Origin of the sequence: Enterobacter cloacae complex sp. SHL020, from assembly GCF_049236945.1 — a bacterium.
Classification (GTDB): Bacteria; Pseudomonadota; Gammaproteobacteria; order Enterobacterales; family Enterobacteriaceae; genus Enterobacter; species Enterobacter dykesii.
This window is the reverse complement of the sequence record NZ_JBMKJF010000002.1, coordinates 260,313-276,125: the sequence shown is the minus strand read 5'-3', so window position 1 is coordinate 276,125 and position 15,813 is coordinate 260,313. Positions and strand designations below refer to the sequence as shown.

Annotated in this window: 15 protein-coding genes; 6 read left to right on the top strand and 9 right to left on the bottom strand. The window is 56.8% G+C overall.

Annotated features, from left to right (window positions below; genetic code table 11):
* Positions 1–92 precede the first annotated feature (92 nt).
* The gene (locus tag ACOTZB_RS06390) at positions 93–2,801 is read right to left on the bottom strand and encodes a cation-transporting P-type ATPase (protein ID WP_421626719.1); all 2,709 of its coding nucleotides are present in this window, start codon (positions 2,799–2,801) and stop codon (positions 93–95) included.
* Between the two features lie 488 nt (positions 2,802–3,289).
* Here ACOTZB_RS06390 and ACOTZB_RS06385 point away from each other — a divergent pair, with 488 nt between their 5' ends.
* The gene (locus ACOTZB_RS06385; RefSeq protein WP_013097677.1) at positions 3,290–3,538 is read left to right on the top strand and encodes a DUF1158 domain-containing protein; all 249 of its coding nucleotides are present in this window, start codon (positions 3,290–3,292) and stop codon (positions 3,536–3,538) included.
* Positions 3,539–3,599: 61 nt separating this feature from the next.
* Here ACOTZB_RS06385 and ACOTZB_RS06380 read toward each other — a convergent pair whose 3' ends face one another.
* A complete protein-coding gene (locus tag ACOTZB_RS06380) occupies positions 3,600–3,941 on the bottom strand; it encodes a RamA family antibiotic efflux transcriptional regulator (protein WP_047650664.1) in 342 nt (113 codons plus the stop codon).
* 32 nt (positions 3,942–3,973) lie between these two features.
* Positions 3,974–5,077 (bottom strand): MBL fold metallo-hydrolase, encoded by a 1,104-nt coding sequence (locus ACOTZB_RS06375; RefSeq protein WP_421626718.1) that lies wholly within the window; start codon positions 5,075–5,077, stop codon positions 3,974–3,976.
* Positions 5,078–5,266: 189 nt separating this feature from the next.
* Between ACOTZB_RS06375 and ACOTZB_RS06370 the strand changes: the two genes are divergently transcribed.
* From ACOTZB_RS06370 to nfsB, 3 genes are all read left to right on the top strand, one after another.
* Entirely contained in the window at positions 5,267–5,857 is a 591-nt protein-coding gene (locus ACOTZB_RS06370) for a TetR/AcrR family transcriptional regulator (protein WP_047650501.1), read from the top strand.
* Positions 5,847–6,215: an MmcQ/YjbR family DNA-binding protein gene (locus tag ACOTZB_RS06365; protein ID WP_421626717.1), complete on the top strand. Its 369-nt coding sequence runs from the start codon at positions 5,847–5,849 to the stop codon at positions 6,213–6,215. The genes ACOTZB_RS06370 and ACOTZB_RS06365 overlap by 11 nt, the downstream gene beginning before the upstream one ends.
* A gap of 119 nt (positions 6,216–6,334) precedes the next feature.
* Positions 6,335–6,988, top strand: coding sequence for an oxygen-insensitive NAD(P)H nitroreductase (gene nfsB / locus ACOTZB_RS06360; RefSeq protein WP_024906901.1), 654 nt, complete (start codon positions 6,335–6,337; stop codon positions 6,986–6,988).
* A gap of 36 nt (positions 6,989–7,024) precedes the next feature.
* On the opposite strand, the gene ACOTZB_RS06355 is transcribed toward nfsB, so the two are convergent.
* From ACOTZB_RS06355 to ACOTZB_RS06345, 3 genes are all read right to left on the bottom strand, one after another.
* Positions 7,025–7,312, bottom strand: a complete 288-nt coding sequence (locus tag ACOTZB_RS06355; RefSeq protein WP_121425535.1) for a helix-turn-helix domain-containing protein — start codon at positions 7,310–7,312, stop codon at positions 7,025–7,027.
* Positions 7,293–7,622: a type II toxin-antitoxin system RelE/ParE family toxin gene (locus ACOTZB_RS06350; RefSeq protein WP_337281287.1), complete on the bottom strand. Its 330-nt coding sequence runs from the start codon at positions 7,620–7,622 to the stop codon at positions 7,293–7,295. Before ACOTZB_RS06350 ends, ACOTZB_RS06355 begins: the two co-directional genes overlap by 20 nt.
* Positions 7,623–7,759: 137 nt before the next feature.
* Positions 7,760–8,629: a helix-turn-helix transcriptional regulator gene (locus ACOTZB_RS06345; RefSeq protein WP_023310659.1), complete on the bottom strand. Its 870-nt coding sequence runs from the start codon at positions 8,627–8,629 to the stop codon at positions 7,760–7,762.
* A 107-nt stretch (positions 8,630–8,736) separates the two neighbouring features.
* Here ACOTZB_RS06345 and ACOTZB_RS06340 point away from each other — a divergent pair, with 107 nt between their 5' ends.
* Entirely contained in the window at positions 8,737–10,173 is a 1,437-nt protein-coding gene (locus tag ACOTZB_RS06340) for an MFS transporter (RefSeq protein ID WP_421626716.1), read from the top strand.
* Between the two features lie 65 nt (positions 10,174–10,238).
* Positions 10,239–11,483, top strand: coding sequence for a mechanosensitive ion channel family protein (locus tag ACOTZB_RS06335; RefSeq protein WP_421626715.1), 1,245 nt, complete (start codon positions 10,239–10,241; stop codon positions 11,481–11,483).
* 86 nt (positions 11,484–11,569) lie between these two features.
* Here ACOTZB_RS06335 and pheP read toward each other — a convergent pair whose 3' ends face one another.
* The 3 genes from pheP to yahO all read right to left on the bottom strand — a co-directional run bounded on the left by pheP (position 11,570) and on the right by yahO (position 15,706).
* Positions 11,570–12,958 (bottom strand): phenylalanine transporter, encoded by a 1,389-nt coding sequence (gene pheP / locus ACOTZB_RS06330; RefSeq protein ID WP_193804893.1) that lies wholly within the window; start codon positions 12,956–12,958, stop codon positions 11,570–11,572.
* Positions 12,959–13,061: 103 nt separating this feature from the next.
* Positions 13,062–15,245, bottom strand: coding sequence for a TonB-dependent receptor (locus ACOTZB_RS06325; RefSeq protein WP_193804894.1), 2,184 nt, complete (start codon positions 15,243–15,245; stop codon positions 13,062–13,064).
* Positions 15,246–15,430: 185 nt separating this feature from the next.
* Positions 15,431–15,706, bottom strand: a complete 276-nt coding sequence (gene yahO / locus ACOTZB_RS06320) for a DUF1471 family periplasmic protein YahO (RefSeq protein WP_033144835.1) — start codon at positions 15,704–15,706, stop codon at positions 15,431–15,433.
* Positions 15,707–15,813: the final 107 nt, after the last annotated feature.

Here is a 15,813-nt window from a genome sequence, read left to right as displayed (position 1 = left end):
GAGCCGCCCCTTCACCTCAGAGCAGAGGGAGAAAACCGGGCGGTCCCCTCTCCCCTTAGGGGAGAGGGATAGGGTGAGGGGTAAGGTTTTGGTTATGCAGACTTACGGAACCTGCGGGTCAGTCGCTTCTCGATTTCGACGACGAAGAACATCACGCCCGCCACCGCCAGAGTCACAAACCAGTAGCGCAGCGGCAGGGCTTCGGTGCCGAACAACATCTGCATAAACGGCAGGTAGATAATCGCCGCCTGGAGCAGGAACAGCACGCCCGTCACCAGCCAGATCCCTTTGTTCGCCAGCAGGCCGCGGTTCAGGGAGAACCCTTCGGTGTTGCGGCAGTTAATCATGTACACCCACTGGGCGCAGACCAGCATCTGCAGCAGCACGGTGCGGATGAACTCCGCGCTGTGGCCGCGCGGGGCCAGCCAGGCTTCCAGCGCAAAGGCGGCGATGGCAATCATGGTGCCGACGAAGGCCACGCGCCACACGGCGTAGGCGTCCATCACGTGCTGCCCGGTCTGACGCGGCGGACGGCGCATGATGTTGCGCTCGGCGGCCTCAAAGGCCAGGCCGAAGGAGAGCGTGGCGGAGGTGGCCATGTTCATCCACAAAATCAGCACCGGCGTCAGCGGAATGATGTTTCCCGCCAGCAGCGCAATTACAATCAGCAGCCCCTGCGCGAGGTTGGTCGGCATGATGAACAGGATGGTCTTCTTCAGGTTGTCGTAAACGCGACGCCCCTCTTTCACCGCGCTGGCGATGGTGGCGAAGTTATCGTCCGTCAGGACCATATCCGCCGCCTCTTTGGTCACTTCCGTGCCCTTGATGCCCATCGCGATGCCGACGTCAGCCTGACGCAGCGCCGGGGCATCGTTCACGCCGTCGCCGGTCATGCCGACGATTTCGCCTTTGTCCTGCAGCGCTTTCACCAGGCGCAGCTTATGCTCCGGGCTGGTACGGGCGAAGATGTCATACTTCACCGCCGCTTCCGCCAGCGCGGCGTCGTCCATCTTCTCCAGCTCGTAGCCGGTGATCGCCTGCTCGCTGTTGGTGATCCCCAGCATCTGGCCGATGCTCATCGCCGTCTGCGGGTGATCCCCGGTGATCATCTTCACGCGGATCCCCGCCTGCTGGCAGGCGTTAATCGCGTCAATGGCTTCCGGACGCGGCGGATCCATCATCCCGGCGATGCCGAGGAAGATCAGGCCGTGGCTCAGGTCGTCGTGCGTCAGTTCCTGCTCACCGTTCGCCGGTTTAAACGCCGCGGCGACCATGCGCAGCCCCTGACGCGCATAGCGCTCCATCTCGCTTTCCCAGTACGCGCGGTTGAAGGCTTCCGCACCGTTGTGGGTCTGCTGCTCGGCGCACAGAGCGAAAATGACGTCCGGCGCGCCGGTGATCAGGATCTGCTCCTCACCGCCAATCTGGTAGTGAGTGCTCATGTACTTGTACTGCGAGTCGAACGGGATCTTGTTAACCAGCGTGGTCATGACCGGCTCAAGGCTGGCCTTCGCCGCCAGCACCTTCAGTGCGCCCTCGGTCGGGCCACCGGTGATGCCCCACAGGCCGTGCTCGTCCTGAATCAGCTGGCTGTCGTTACACAGGTCGATGGTGCGCAGGTACTGCTCCAGCACGGTGCCCGGCTGTATGTGGACCGGCTCGTCGCTGCCTTCCAGGTAGAGGTTGCCCACCGGCTCGTAGCTGTTGCCGTCCACGCGGTAGCAGGCGTCGGCGGTGATGATGGCTTTAACCGTCATCTCGTTCATGGTCAGAGTGCCGGTTTTATCCGAGCAGACCACGGTCATCGCGCCGAGCGTTTCCACCGTCGGCAGCTTGCGAATAATCGCCCGCTTGCGCGCCATCGCCTGCACGCCCAGGGAGAGTATGATGGAGATAATCGCCGGCAGACCTTCCGGCACGGAGGCCACCGCCAGGCTAATCAGGGAGAGCAGCAGCTCGCCCATCGGGATCTCGCGGAACGCCAGGCTGAAGACAAACAGCGCGGCCATCATCGCCAGAATAATCGCGAAGATCGCTTTACCCAGCTTGTCCATCTGCACCAGCAGCGGCGTGCGGTGCTTTTCGATGCCCGCCATCATCTGGTTAATATGGCCGAGTTCCGTATCCTGACCGGTGGCAGTGACCACACCGACGCCGCCGCCCGCGCTTACGGTCGTCCCGGAGAAGACCATATTGGTGCGGTCGCCCAGCGGCAGTTCACCGCTCAGCGGATTAACGTGTTTATCCACCACAGTGGATTCACCGGTCAGAATTGCCTCTTCCACGCGTAGATTATGCGCTTCAATTAAACGCATATCCGCCGGAATACGATCTCCCGCGCGTAAAACAATAATATCGCCCGGGACTATTTCAGTTGTGGGTATCGTTTCGTGGTTGCCGTTACGAATAACGCGCGCCTCGCTGGAGAGCATATTGCGAATACTCTTCAGGGATTTTTCCGCGTTGCTTTCCTGGATATGACCAATTAAAGCATTGATTACCGCCACGCCCAGAATAACCAGCGTATCAACCCAGTGGCCCATGATTGCCGTTAATACGGCGGCGGCCAGCAGGACATAAATCAGGACATCATTAAAATGGGCCAAAAAACGCAGCCAGGCAGGCTTGCCTTTTTTCTCAGGCAGCGCATTGGGGCCATGTTTTTGCAGACGCGCCTGCGCCTCTGCACGGTCCAGACCACTGGCCTGGCTCTTCATGTGAGCAAGCACCTGCTCTGTGGTCTGCTGATATGCCAGCCCGCCGGAAGGCGGCACGTTTGGGGATAATTTTTTCTCGGTCATCGTATTTTTCCTTCAATATCCGGTGAAAAGAAGCCTGAATTCCTTTCGGGCATAAATAAATTCATTTTAAAGTCTTGCGGGTAAAATTGATCTACCGCAATATAATGACTTCTCGGTTATTCAAAACTGCTTAAAACTATTTTGATAAGCCAATTTTTACAAAATATTTCTAAACCAAATCTAAACGAGGAGGATCCATGTTTGGTATTTATCGCGGGCGTCGCCTGGCGTTATACATTATCGTAGCCATTGTTATTGCTACGTTAATTGGTTATAGCACCTATACATTTGTAAAATTATTTTCGTAACGCAGACATTTATTGACACAACACGATATTAATTTAATTGCCTGCAGAATATTATTTTATTTCTACGATTAATGCGCAGATAACGGCGTTTATTTTTCTGAAATCGGATGGGCGGGTTTATATTGCTTTACGTTCCGGGATGCCGGACAATGACATTTTTAACTGACGATTAACATTACGATGAAACACCCGTTAGAATCGCTGCTTACGGCAGGCGGCATTTTATTGCTGGCCCTGCTCTCCTGCCTGCTGTTACCCGCGCCGTCGCTGGGCCTGGTGCTGGCGCAGAAGCTGGTTCAGACCTTTCACATGGTCGATCTTAACCAGCTCTATACCATTCTGTTCTGCGTGTGGTTTTTACTGCTGGGTGCCATCGAATTCTTCGTGCTGCGTTTCGTCTGGCGACGCTGGTTTTCACTGGCGTCGTAAGCCCATAAAAAAAGCCGGGTGGCGGCTTCGCCCGCCTGACCCGGCTTGTTTTGGTTTACGTTCAATGCGTCCGACTGTGGTTCTCCTTGCGGTACGCGCCAGGCGGCTGGTTGAACGTACGCGTGAAGATACGGGTAAACGTCTGCTGCGAGTCAAACCCGTAACGCAGGCAGATGTCGTACACCCGGGCGTCGGATTCACGCAGATCGCGCGCCGCCAGCAGCAGCTTGCGTTCACGGATATAGCGCCCCAGGCTCTCCCCTTTGTACTGCATAAACAGCCGCTGCAGGTGCCATTTCGAGTAACCCGCGTGGCGGGCAATCTCTTCTATACGTAATGGCTGGTGCAGATTGTCGTCGATCCATTCGACGATAGTGTCGATGACTTGAGCGGAAATGGTCATACTGCTGTCCCCCTCTGCTTCTCGCTTAAACATTATTCCCACCACTCGCGAAATGCCTGAGTGGTATCACTCACCCGCACGGGCTCACCCAGTTCCGGCGTCAGCAGCCGATAATTTTTGTCCTTGCTGGCGCGCGCCAGCTGGATCAGCGGATCGTTCCAGGCGTGTTTCGCCAGCACGAAGCGTCCGTTGTGCCCCGGCACCACGGCTTTCGCGTTGAGATCCGCCGAGGCCTGCGCCGTTTCCTCCGGCAGCATGTGAATGTACTTCCAGTCCTGGTCGTACTGGCCGTTTTCCATGATGGCTAAATCCACCTCGCCAAACTGTTCGCCGATGGCCTTAAAGTGCGGGCCGTAACCGGAATCCCCGCTGTAATACACCTTCTGCTCCGGCGTGACGAACATAAAGCTGCCCCACAAGGTGCGATCGCGCTTGATGCCGCGCCCGGAGAAGTGGCGCGCCGGCAGAACATGCACCGTCAGTTCATCGCTGATGCGCACCGACTGGTTCCAGTCGCGCTCGTCAATAATCTCAGGCTTCATCCCCCAGTAGCGCAGGTGGGATCCCACGCCCAGCGGCGTCACCACGCGCTTCACCTTTGGCAGTAGCGCTCTGATGGTGGCGTAATCCAGATGATCGTAGTGATCGTGCGAGATAATCAGCAGGTCGATGTCCGGCATGCTATCAGCGCGCCACGGGTACTCCCCGGCAAAGGCTTTATTGAGGAACGAGAACGGCGCGGCGTAGTTGCCGAGCACCGGGTCGATCAGAATGCGTTTGCCCGCGAGCTGCAGGTACCACGAGGAGTGGCCTAGCCACACCAGGGTGTCCTGCTCCAGCGGCAGGCTCGCAAGATCGGTTTTCACCAGCGGCAGCGGCTGGGCCGGTCGCGCGTTTTCGGTTTTTTTGGTCAGAAAATCCCACGTCGCGACCAGCATATTTTTGTCGCCGTTATAGCCCGGCGTCGGCAGCGTATTGTGGAATTTCCCGTCGCGATACTGGGGAGAGGCCTCCACTTCAGTTAGCTGCTCACCCTGCGGTGGCTGGCCGAATCCGGCATTCAGAACAAACGGTAAACTCGCAGCTGAAGCTATGATCATGATTAACACCACGCAGATGAAGAGAGGTTTTTTCATATCCAGACCCGAAAACGCGCCCCATCCGATAGTTTGCGCGGGGTAAACTTGATTATGAGTGAGTAAGCACTCATTATAGATATGATGATAAAGTCGTCAAGACGTTTTCGATCTTTGACATTCCGCGTTGCAGCGTGTCAAAGCACGTGTTTCAATCAGGGTTTTTATAATTGACAGGGGGAAAATTTAGTGGCACGTCCGAAGAGTGAAGATAAAAAACAGGCCTTACTGGAAGCCGCAACGGTGGCGTTTGCACAGTCAGGTATTGCCGCCTCAACGGCGTTAATTGCCCGCAAGGCGGGTGTCGCCGAAGGCACCCTGTTCCGCTACTTTGCTACCAAAGACGATCTGCTGAATGCCCTTTATCTCCATCTGAAGCAGGATCTCTGCCAGACCATGCTGGCAAACCTCGATCGCACCATTACGCTGCCAAAAGAACATACCCGCAATATCTGGAACAGCTATGTGGACTGGGGGATTCGTAACCCCGTTGCTCATGCGGCGATCCGCCAGATCGGCGTCAGTGAAAAGCTGAGCGCCGAAACGGAACAGGCGGTGAAAGAGATGTTCCCGGAACTCCATGAGCTGTGCCGCCGCTCGGTGCGTCAGGTGTTTATGTCAGATGAATTTAAAACGTTTGGCGATGCGCTTTTCTTATCGCTGGCCGAATCTACGATGGAATTTGCCACTCGCGACCCTTCCCGCGCCGTTGACTTTAAAGCACTCGGCTTTGAGGTGATGTGGCGCGGGCTTGCCCAGGAAGAGAACGATGGACAGTAAAGCATTGCAGGAGCATGCAAAACGCGTGGCGCTGGAGCTGCCGTTCACCGAACACTGCTGGCCGTTCGGCCCCGAGTACGACGTGTTTAAGGTGGGCGGGAAAATTTTTATGCTGATGGCTACCGTACGCGGACGACCGCACGTCAGCCTGAAGTCAGACCCAGAAAAATCCCTGTTAAATCAGCAAATTTACCGCGGCGTTGAGCCGGGCTATCACCTCAATAAAAAACACTGGATTTCGCTTTACGGCACTGACGACATCACGCCTGAACTGGTCGCCGACCTGATAGCGGATTCGTGGAATCTGGTGGTCGATAAGCTGCCGAAAAAAGACCAGAAGTGGATCCGGCCGATCTGATTGTTCGTCTGAGACGAACAGATTAAGCGCTCGAATTGCACTTATCTTTTTCCGCGTCCCGCTGTAATCTGCTCGTCTTCGCGCCCGCGCACGGGCGAATTTCATCACCAGGAGTTGTTATGGATATCATTTCTGTCGCCCTGAAACGCCACTCTACCAAGGCGTTCGACGCAAGCAAAAAACTGACCGCGGAAGAAGCGGAAAAAATCAAAACCCTGCTGCAGTACAGCCCGTCCAGCACCAACTCCCAGCCGTGGCACTTCATTGTGGCCAGCACCGAGGAAGGTAAAGCGCGCGTGGCGAAATCTGCCGCGGGTACCTACGTGTTCAACGAACGCAAAATGCTGGATGCTTCCCATGTGGTGGTGTTCTGCGCGAAAACCGCGATGGATGACGCCTGGCTGGAACGCGTCGTCGATCAGGAAGAGGCCGACGGTCGCTTCAACACGCCGGAAGCCAAAGCCGCAAACCACAAGGGCCGCACCTATTTCGCCGATATGCACCGCGTGGATCTGAAAGATGACGACCAGTGGATGGCGAAGCAGGTTTACCTGAACGTCGGTAACTTCCTGCTGGGCGTAGGCGCGATGGGTCTGGACGCGGTACCGATTGAAGGTTTCGACGCCGCCATTCTCGACGAAGAATTTGGCCTGAAAGAGAAAGGCTTTACCAGCCTGGTGGTGGTACCGGTTGGGCACCACAGCGTGGAAGATTTCAACGCCACGCTGCCGAAGTCTCGCCTGCCGCTGAGCACGATTGTAACCGAGTGCTAATCCCCTCTGGCACGCTGGGTTCCGGCGTGCCTGTTTTCAATAAAGCGTAATCTGCGGATGCTTAACCCCGCACACAAGCGCATAACGCGTTAACGTATCAAGGCTTGCACGGGTAATATTCGCTTCCATTCTTGATACCGTGGGTGCGCTGACGCCCATCCGCTCAGCCACCTGCGCACGCGTCAGACCAGCATGGTCGCGCCACTGTGCCAGCATCTCCCGCAGGCGCTCCTTGCGCTCTTCTGCATCAAAAGAAGCCTGCACTTCTGAATTGCTTAACAGTTCCGCTCTGAGTTCATCCCAGTCAATAATCTTTTTGCTCATACAACATCTCCTGTTGTCGCTTCAATGCCAGACGGAGTTCAGCCGAGGGCGTTTTTTGCGTTTTCTTGATAAATACCCGCAGCAGAAAAATTGTCTTTTCCCGCTGATATACGTAGATCCCACGAGTATGAATCAACCCGACGGTTCTGATTTCAAACAAACCATAGGGTAAGGGTTTGCTGTTGGGTTCTCGTAGTGCCGTCGGGTTAGTACGTAATTTATCAAGCTGGCGAATCAGCTTTGCCTGGACCCCAGCAGGCAGTGAGAGAATCTCTTCCCTGACCGCCTCATGAACGATAAGTCTGAACACGGTATTTCATCCCTGACAATGTTAGCATATAAGGCAATTTGCATTAAAGGTTAATTTAGCTTTTCGTGTCCCACCTTACCCGTTTTTAACAGGCAGAACCGGCTCCGCTTTGATTCCCTGAAAGCCCCTCGCAAAAATTATTTCCCCTGCTCCGCCAGCCACGCCATCGCCCTCTCTCCGGCTTCATCCACCGGCAGATACACCAGCAGCCGCGAGCCGTTTCGCGGCGCAGAGTACCAGTACATCTGCTGCAGCGTAAAATCGCCCAGTTCGGGATGGGTAAACAGCTTGAGCTGGTTTTCCACGCCGCGCACGTCGTTGCGCTGGTGCCACAGGGTTTTGAACTCTTCAGACACCGCAAAAAAACGCGCCAGCTTCGCTTCCCAGAGCGGGTCTCCCCGGTGTTCGGCCATCGCCGCGCGGAAGTACGAGACGAAAATCGGCAGCACATCGTCGCGTCTGCCGAGACGCGCTCGCCACGCCGGATGGGTGAGAAACAGGTAAATACAGTTGCGGTCTTCCGGCGGGATTTCATTGAAGTCGACGCCCATCAGGTGCCCGAAGCTGTCGTTCCACGCCACGATATCGAAGTTGGGCTTCTGGATGCTGGCGGGTTTCGGCAGCAGGGTGTCGAGCAGGCGGCGTGTGCCCTCGCTGATGCCCTCGCAGCAGACCGCCTGCGGCGCTTCGCCCGGCGGTAACCCCGCTAACAGAAACAGGTGTCGGGCCTCAGTCGGGGTGCACTGCAGCGCTTTTGCCACAGCGGCCATCACCGCGCTGGACGGATTGACGTCCCTGCCCTGCTCCAGCCAGGTGTACCAGGTCACGCCCACGTCCGCGAGCATCGCCACCTCTTCCCGGCGCAGACCCGGCGTGCGGCGACGACCGCTGCGCGGCAGGCCGAGACGCTGCGGATCGAGGCTTTCTCGTCGTGCGCGTAGAAATGCCCCCAGCTGTTTTCGGGTGTCATCCTGAAGAGAGACGACGGGTTCAGACATCAAGGCCATAAATCCCCCTGCATGGTAGTACCAGTACCAGTATAAGCAAGAACTGGTACCCGTTTATTAGATGGTTGATGCTACGACCATCTGTTGAATGACGCAATGGAGTTACCATGAATACGTCAGTTGTTTCACCGGGCCGCGCTGGCCTGATATTGCTGCTAACCGGCCAGATGCTGCCGATGATTGATACCTCAATCACCAACGTGGCGCTGGACGCTATCACCCACTCGCTGCACGCGACCGCCACCGAGCTGGAGCTGATTGTCGCACTCTACGGCGTGGCCTTCGCCGTCTGCCTCGCGCTCGGCAGCAAGCTGGGGGATAACCTTGGCCGTCGGCGTCTGTTTATGTGGGGCGTCGCGAGCTTTGGCCTGGCCTCGCTGCTCTGCGGGATGGCGGGGAACATTGAACAGCTGCTGGCCGCGCGCATCGTTCAGGGGGCGGGAGCCGCACTGATCGTGCCGCAAATTCTTGCCACCCTGCACGTGACGCTGAAAGGTACAGCGCACGCTAAGGCCATCAGCCTGTTTGGCGGCATCGGTGGGATTGCGTTTATCGTCGGCCAGATGGGCGGCGGCTGGCTGGTGTCGGCGGATATCGCCGGGCTGGGCTGGCGTAACGCCTTCTTCATCAACGTGCCGATCTGTCTGGTGGTGCTGGCGCTGAGTCGCCGTTTCGTACCCGAAACCCGTCGAGAGACGCCGTCACGCATCGACTGGACCGGAACCGTGCTGCTGGCGATCATTCTTTGCTGTCTGCTGTTCCCGATGGCGCTCGGCCCCCAGTGGCACTGGTCGTGGCCGCTGAAGGTTATGCTTCTCGCCATTATTCCTTTGGGCTGGCTGACGGCGCTGAATGCGCGCAAAAAGGAGCGTGAGAATGCCCACCCGCTGATCCCGCCGCGCCTGCTGCAGCTTCGCAGCGTTCGCTTTGGCATTCTGATTGCGATGCTCTTTTTCAGCGTCTGGTCCGGATTTATGTTCTGTATGGCGCTGACCATGCAAACCGGTCTGGGGATGGCGCCGTGGCAGTCCGGAAATAGTTTTATCGCGCTGGGCGTAACCTACTTTATTTCGGCGTGGTTCGCGCCGCGGCTGATTGCTCGCTACAGCACCAGTACCATTCTGCTGACGGGTCTGGCGATCCAGATTGCCGGCCTGCTGGCGCTGATCGCCACGTTCCGCGTCTGGGGAATGGAAAATACCGCGCTGACGCTGGCGCCCGCGACCGGGCTGGTCGGCTACGGGCAGGCGCTGATTGTGAACAGCTTCTACCGCATCGGGATGCGCGATATTCAGCCTGACGACGCGGGAGCCGCGAGCGCCATTCTCAGCACGCTGCAGCAGGCCGCGCTGGGGCTTGGCCCGGCCATTTTCGGCGCGATTTTGCTGCACGCGCTGCAGAACCATCACGGGAATTACACCCAGGCGGTGAACGTCTTCCTGATGGTGGAAACGGCGATGATGGTGGTGCTTGCCCTGGCAACGCTGCGCATTCGCCATAGACTCTGCCTGCCGGTGGTGAAGGTCTGCCAGGCCACCAAATAAGCCCGTGAATTTGCATAATAGATCCGCAGCCGCCATTATGGGGCTGCATCAATACAGGAGACGTTATGCAGGAATTAATTGCTCAGGTTGAAGAGTTAGGCATTGAAATTAATCAGACCACCTCTTTAGTGATTATCTTTGGTATTATTTTTCTTACCGCCATCATCGTTCATTTTATTCTGCACAAAGGGGTGCTTCGCGCTTTCGAAAAACGCGCGCAGGCCAGCAGCCATTTATGGCTGCAGATCATTACCCAGAATAAATTATTTCACCGTCTGGCCTTCACCCTTCAGGGGATAATCGTCAACGTCCAGGCGGTACTGTGGCTGCAAAAGGGCAGCGAAGCGGCGGAAATTCTCACGACATGCGCAAAGCTGTGGGTCATGGTATATGCCCTGCTCTCCTTCTTCTCGCTGCTGGACGTGATTTTTAATCTGTCGCAAAAAATGGCCACCGCATCACAGCTGCCGCTGAAGGGGATCTTCCAGGGCATCAAGCTGGTGAGCGCCATCCTGGTGGGGATATTGATTATCTCCCTGCTCATCGGCCAGTCCCCGGCGATTCTGATAAGCGGTCTGGGCGCCATGGCTGCCGTCCTGATGCTGGTGTTTAAAGACCCGATACTCGGACTTGTGGCGGGTATTCAGCTTTCCGCCAACGACATGCTCAAGCTCGGCGACTGGCTGGAGATGCCGAAATACGGTGCTAACGGCACGGTGACGGACATCGGTCTGACCACTGTTAAGGTGCGCAATTTCGATAATACGATAACGACCATTCCGACGTGGGCGCTGGTCTCCGACGCCTTTATCAACTGGAGCGGCATGTCGGCCTCCGGTGGACGACGCATTAAGCGCAGCCTGAACATTGATACCACCAGCATTCATTTTCTCGACGAGCAGGAACAGCAGAAACTTATTCAGGCGAAGCTGCTGAAGCCCTATCTGGCCGCACGACATGAGGAAATTAATCTGTGGAATCAGCAGAACGGTGAAGGGGAATCGGTATTAAACCTTCGCAAGATGACCAATATTGGTACCTTCCGCGCCTACCTGAACGAATATCTGCGCAACCACCCGCGCATTCGCAAAGATATGACGCTGATGGTGCGCCAGCTAGCGCCTGACGCGAAAGGTTTGCCGATTGAAATATATGCCTTCACCAACACGGTGATCTGGGCAGAATATGAGGAGATTCAGGCCGACATCTTCGACCATATTTTCGCAGTGGTGGATGAGTTTGGGCTGCGTATTCACCAGTCCCCGACCGGGAACGATATTCGCTCCCTGGCGGGCGTTATCGCCAGATAATCAGCTTGCGCCACCGGGCGTGAAGGCAGATGCAGTCTGGTGCCCTCACCCCGGCTCTCTCTCACAGGGAGAGGGAGAAAACCGCGCTACTTTTTGCGGGAAAGCTTAAACGCCGCAAACAAGAAGATAACCCACACCGGCAGCAGCATCGCCGAAAGACGCATCTCATCCATGGTGCACATCAGCACCAGAATCAGCCCCAGGAACGCGATACAGATATAGTTCCCCGCCGGATAGAGCAGCGCTTTGAACTGCGTATCGCGTCCCTTGCGGCGCATCGCGGCGCGAAAGCGCAGGTGCGCCAGGCAAATCATGATCCAGTTCAGCAGCAGAGTGGCGACAACCAGCGCCATCAGCAGGCCAAAGGCCTCTTTCGGCAGCAGATAGTTAATCAGCACCACCAGCGAGGTGATAGCACCAGAAAGGAACAAGGAATTCACCGGCACGCCGCGACGGCTGACGCGGGTGAGGAACTTCGGCGCGTTGCCCTGCACGGAGAGGCCGAACAGCATGCGGCTGTTGGAGTAAACGCCGCTGTTATAGACCGACAGAGACGCCACCAGAATGACGAAGTTCAGCGCCGAAGCCACCACGTTGCTGTTCAGATCGTGGAAAATCATCACGAACGGGCTGCTGTCGGACTTCACTTCCACCCACGGATAGAGCGCCAGCAGCACCACCAGCGAGCCGATGTAGAACAGCAGAATACGGTATACCACCTGGTTGACCGCTTTTGGAATGCTTTTATGCGGGTCGCGCGCTTCCGCGGCGGTAATTCCAATCAGCTCTAGTCCACCGAAGGAGAACATGATCACTGCCAGGGAGAGAATCAGCCCTTTCCAGCCGGTGGCGAGGAAGCCGCCGTGCTGCCACAGGTTGTCGATCGTGGCGCGCTCGCCGCCGTGGCCGGAGAACAGCAGCCACAGGCCAAAGCCGATCATCCCGATAATCGCCAGCACCTTGATCAGCGCAAACCAGAACTCGGTTTCGCCATACAGGCGCACGTTGACGAGGTTAACGGCGTTAATAATGATGAAGAAGGCCGCCGCCCAGATCCACGTCGGGACGTCCGGCAGCCAGTACTGCATGTAAATGCCTGCGGCGGTCAGCTCCGCCATCCCCACCAGCACGAACATCACCCAGTAGTTCCAGCCGGAGAGGAAGCCTGCAAACGGGCCCCAGTATTTATAAGCAAAGTGCGCGAAGGAGCCTGAAACCGGCTCTTCAACAACCATCTCGCCAAGCTGGCGCATGATCAGGAAGGCGATAATCCCGGCGATACCGTAACCCAGCAGCACCGCCGGGCCAGCCATCTGAATAGCGGGGCCGATGCCGAGAAACAGCCCGGTACCGATCGCGCCGCCAAGGGCAATTAACTGAATATGTCGATTTTGCAAACCACGTTGCAGCGTCGGATTCTGATCCGACGAGGCTTCAGCGCTACCATGGCCTGAAGCGGATGACGCGTCTTTCACGTCCTACCCCTGTCTCATTTTTAGAAGGGGCACGTTTTAACACTTCATGCTGGAGGTAGCAAGGGATTGGGGCATCCCTGCCCCGGATAACGAGATGGAACGCTTAGAATTCGTAGCCAACCGAGACCTTAAAGGTGCGCGGTTCTCCCTGCGTGATATAGGTACCGGAATCGTCAACGCTGGCCCAGTAGTTTTCATTGGTCACGTTGTCGATGCCTGCGCGCACGGTCATCTGGTTTTCATTGTGGTTCACCGCGAAGCGATAGCGCATTCCCAGATCCAGCGTGGTGTAGCTGTCGAGCTTTTTGGTGTTTGCCAGGTCAGCGTACTGCGCGCCGGAGTGGTTCACGCGGGCGGTGGCGGTCAGGCCGTCAATCGGCTTGATGTCGTACTCTGCGCCCAGCACAGCATAGAAGTTCGGCACGCCAATGGCATCATTACCCTGATTCACGCCATTTTTGGTTTTGGTCAGCTCGGCCTGCAGCCAGGTGGCGCTGGCGTTCAGACGCATCCCCAGCGCGGGCTCGCCGAAGACGTTCAGCTCCACGCCACGGTTACGCTGCTCGGCGTCCAGTCCATAGTGGCCGCTGTCGTCGAGGATCGCCGACGGCATCTTGATTTCGAATAGCGCAAGCGATCCGCCCACGCGGCCGAAGTCTGCCTTCACGCCCACTTCGTTCTGCTTAGAGTGAACGATACCGGTGCTCTGGCCGTAGTTGGTGGCGGTGTTAGGTGCAGTTTTGCCCGGCTGCAGCGCTTCGGTATGGTTAGCATAGAGGGAGAGTTCCTCCCACGGCTTGTAGACCACGCCGTAGGTGGGCATCCAGCGGCTGCCGTCGAAACCGTCCGCCGCGTTTTCCGCACCGGTAACTTTGTTATATCCGCGAACGACCACTTTCTGATGGCGGGCGCCTGCGGTGAACAGCAGCCTGTCGTCCAGCACGCCCAGCGTATCGCTTAGCAGCCAGCCCTGGGTACGCGTGCGCCCGCTGGTCAGCGGATCGCTGTACTTCCCGCCAGAGCCGTTCAGGTTGGTGCTGTCCGGCATATCGACGCCGGTGTTGTGGTAGATGTTGGTTGTCGGGTTATCCTTCGTCGCCGACATTTTCCACGCGATTTTTTCGTTTTTGGTCATCGCTGAATAGCCGACGTTGACCTTGTGCGAGACGAAGCCTGTATTGACGTTACCGCGAACGCCCGCCATGCCGCTGACGGAATCGCTGATGCGGTTGGTATCAAGGCGGCTGACCGTTGCCTTGCCGCTTTTATCCACCAGCTTCGGCGCGCTGTAGATGCCTTCCTCATGTGCGTGCTGCGCGCCCAGACCGGTATAGGCCGTCCAGCCGTCGGTGATGTCGTACTCGCTGCGCCACATCCCAAATTCGTTTTCGATGTTGCTGTAGGCCCACTTCTGCGAGAAGTTGCGATCGTTTTTCGGCGGCTCGGGCACGAAATCAACCGCGGAAATATTGACGCTGGTCGGGCTGCCGTGGAAGGTTTTCTTCTGATAGCCCAGATCCAGCGAGGTGCGGAAGCGGTCGCCCGTGTAATCCAGGCCGGTAGAGAGCAGCGTGGTGCGGCGGCGGTCATTCGGTATGCCGGTTTCCCCTTCGCGATGGACCAGGTTCACGCGCGCGCCGAACTGGTCGCTGTCGCCGTAGCGACGGCCCGCGTCGAGCGTGGTGCCAATCTGGGAGTCCGAGGTGTAGTCCACGCCGACTTTCGCCTGCGGGACTGCCCCCGCGTGTTTGGGCTCAAGGTTGATCATCCCGCCCACGCCGGAGCTTGCCGCGCCGTTCATCAGCGAGTTTGCCCCTTTGAAGATCTCTATGCGGTCGACCATCTGGGTATCCACCACCTGGCGCGGCAGCACGCCGGACAGCCCGCCAAAGGTCATGTCGTCGCCGTCGAACTTCAGGCCGCGGATGCGGTAGGTCTCCGCGCTGTTGCCGTACCCCTGAACGAACTGCACGCCCGCGTCGTTCGCGACGACATCGGCAATGGTTTTCGCCTGCTGATCTTCCACCAGCTTCGAGGTGTAGCTGATGATGTTGAACGGCACGTCCATGGCGTTCTGCTGGCCCAGCATCCCCATGCGCCCGCCGTTCGCCACCTGTCCGTCAAGGAAGGCCGGTACTAATTGGTCGCCACCGGGTTTGAAATCGCTGGCAGGTTTAGCCTGGACAACGAGGGTGTCCTCTTTTTGATCGTCCGCCGCGAAGGCGGAATGTGTCGCCGCGCCAACGGCGAGCGCCAGCAGCGTTTTGTGCATGATGGTGTTGTTCATCGTTAACTCATTTTAAAGTGCGCGCAAAAATGACCCGTTGTCGGGCCTTAGAATATGTTGAATGCAATGCAAATGAGAACTATACGCATTATCCATGCATTGGCAAGCGTAACCGCGTTCATGAGGAGATTTGGCGAGAAAAGAGGGGGAACAGCCACCCCGCTTCGGGGGTGGCTGCAATGACGTTATTTTTTCTTGTAGATATTGGCCGTACCGTGAATTTTATTGTTGGTGTTCCCTGAAGTGAGCACCAGAACATCCGCGCCTTGCTTATCGGCTTTCTCAATCAGTTCTTTTTTCGCATCATCCACCGAAACTTCATTCGAGGTGTTTACCGTACCGATTTTTTTATATTGAGATGCAACTTTTTTGAACTCGCTTTTAGTAAGTAGCTGTGCAGCAAATGCATTGGTCGTAAACAGTAACGCCGTTCCCAACAAAATAGCAGTCGTCTTTTTCATAACCTTTTTCCTTGAGATTAATCAGCAACTACGAAAAACCTCACGCAGTGTGGTGAGGTTTTATGAGCATGGTAGAGAATCTCAGGAATTACCATGCGTTCGGGAAA